1 protein-coding gene and 1 pseudogene are annotated in these 2,032 nt (G+C 37.7%); both read right to left on the bottom strand.

Annotated features, from left to right (window positions below; translation table 11 throughout):
* Positions 1–124: 124 nt before the first annotated feature.
* A complete protein-coding gene (locus AC6CDK_RS17695) occupies positions 125–1,855 on the bottom strand; it encodes a deaminase (protein ID WP_192906046.1) in 1,731 nt (576 codons plus the stop codon).
* Between the two features lie 67 nt (positions 1,856–1,922).
* Positions 1,923–2,032: pseudogene (locus tag AC6CDK_RS17690) on the bottom strand (IS3 family transposase); the annotation flags it as partial.

Here is a 2,032-nt window from a genome sequence, read left to right as displayed (position 1 = left end):
ACGCAACATGAACGGCAGAACGCCGTACACCGCCTTCATAGAAGGCTTGCCAAAGGACGAAGAATCGGATACTGAGAACTCGAATCTGGCAGCGTAAATCTGAAACCCATTCAAGGACGGACTGTCAGGTGATTACTGTCTCTGTACATTCAGTCGGAGCATGAAATGCTTTCAACTCATCCTTGTAGGGCAAAATGGGGTCATACAACTTACTGTATGCCTGACCAATCGCACCGGAGAATAAAGACATGCTTGGTTGATTTGTGCCACTATGAACTACATGACTAACTGCTATTCCTGGGTATGGTTCTATATAAACTATCCTCTTGATTCCTAATTGATATGCTTTTTTCGAACACAATTCGCAAGGGGAAGCAGTTGTATAAAGTGTGCCACCCTTAACCCCTTGTCCGCCATGCTTTACAATTTGTAAAAAAGCATTTTCTTCAGCGTGTAATGCTCTAGTATGGACTTGATTTTTGTCTTTTTTTATTTCGTTATGAAATCCTTTAAAACAGAAGGCCAATCCACGACCTTTAAGCATTTCCCTTGATTTAAATGTTTCAAGTTTGATCTGAACTTTTTCTCTAAATTGACAATCCAATTTTTCATAATCGCTGTAAGATTTGAGATCTGTTCCTGAGTTTAAATGGTCAAGATTTCTAAGTAAACATTGCGTCTGACCTTCTGGTACGTCGTTCCAACCAATAGATACAATTGCGCCATGTTGATTCGTGACAACTGCTCCAACCTGCCTAGAGATACAGCCTGAGTTTAATTTTGCGGTATAGGCAATCTGCATCAGTTTCTCATCACGCTCAGGGGTAATCAAGCCAGGGTGTTGAATCAATGAAACGTAGGCAATTAGTCGACCTTTTAGTTCATTAAAGTTACCCGTTCCATGTTTGCCGGCATTATTGATATGAATATCAGCTTTCTCTATGCACGCACTTATATTCTGTGAGACAAAAATATCTCTACTCTCCAAAGGTGAACCATCTGGATTTTCTTTCTTGTCCTGATCTTCTATTTGAGTCTTATTTAAATTTAATTCTTTAAATAGTCTATCGTGTCTGTCTTCTTCTGGAGATTTTATGGCCATTAAATAAAATGCAGAATACCTTTCTTTGAAAAACATCGATTCAAAAGGATTTCTAAAAGCATCTATTACGAAGTAATTTTTCTTGTTGTTACGTTTGTTATAAAGTTTAAATATCTTTATGATTATGTTAATTCTGTTGGCTAAACTGTAAATATTTACTGAATCAAAAGTGTCATTGATGGCACAGCCAGACTTTCTTATATTGTCTCCAAAAAGTTGGAACGCCTTTGAGAACTCTCTATAGCTCTCAGCAGACAGTCCCTTTTTAATTGTTGTAGTGAACGGTGGAAGTGTATTGGTTAGATAGTTGTAAACATATTCTGCATGTTCTGTTGTTATTTCTTGTTTTTCTGCACGTTTAGCTAATATTTCTATAAACTTATTGTTTAGCTCTCTTTTGTCGTCATAATCAGGTTTAAGGAAGTTTATATCCAAGCCACCAGGTATTGCCGCATTGATATATTCAACTAAATCATTGAAACTATTATTCAAAACAAAAGTTGTTATCACATCTCGCACACATATTTTTGTAAATGCTGACCAATTGCTTTTATAAAACCTCGATATTATATATTTTTTTCTTAGATCATCTCTTCCGTCTTCGCCAATATTGATCTCTGGCAATACAATTTCATCCACTTTTTTTGTTAATATGTCAGCTGCTGTAGTGCAACCACTCCCGATTTTTCCAGTTAACCCAATTAGTATATAATCATTTCTATGCTGATAGACCTTCTCCACTAAACCATTCATATCACCTCCAAGATTGTAAGTTTGTAGCTAGTGTAGCGCTCCCGGTACCCTGGACACAAGATAAGAGTCACGCAGCCATCTGGAGTTGATACTCCTCGAAGGCCTGTCGTGGGCTTCTGAACCCGAGTTTTTCGACCAGCCACTTCTGGTTGTAACGACCCATGAAGTCAGCAACTG

The sequence above is a fragment of the Geobacter sp. PheSNFMC genome, from assembly GCF_059620965.1.
This window is presented reverse-complemented; position numbering and strand designations above follow the sequence as displayed.

Excerpts from the sequence above, each read along its gene's own strand:
- AC6CDK_RS17695 (WP_192906046.1), bottom strand. The coding sequence starts at position 1,855 with ATGAATGGTTTAGTGGAGAAGGTCTATCAGCATAGAAATGATTATATA.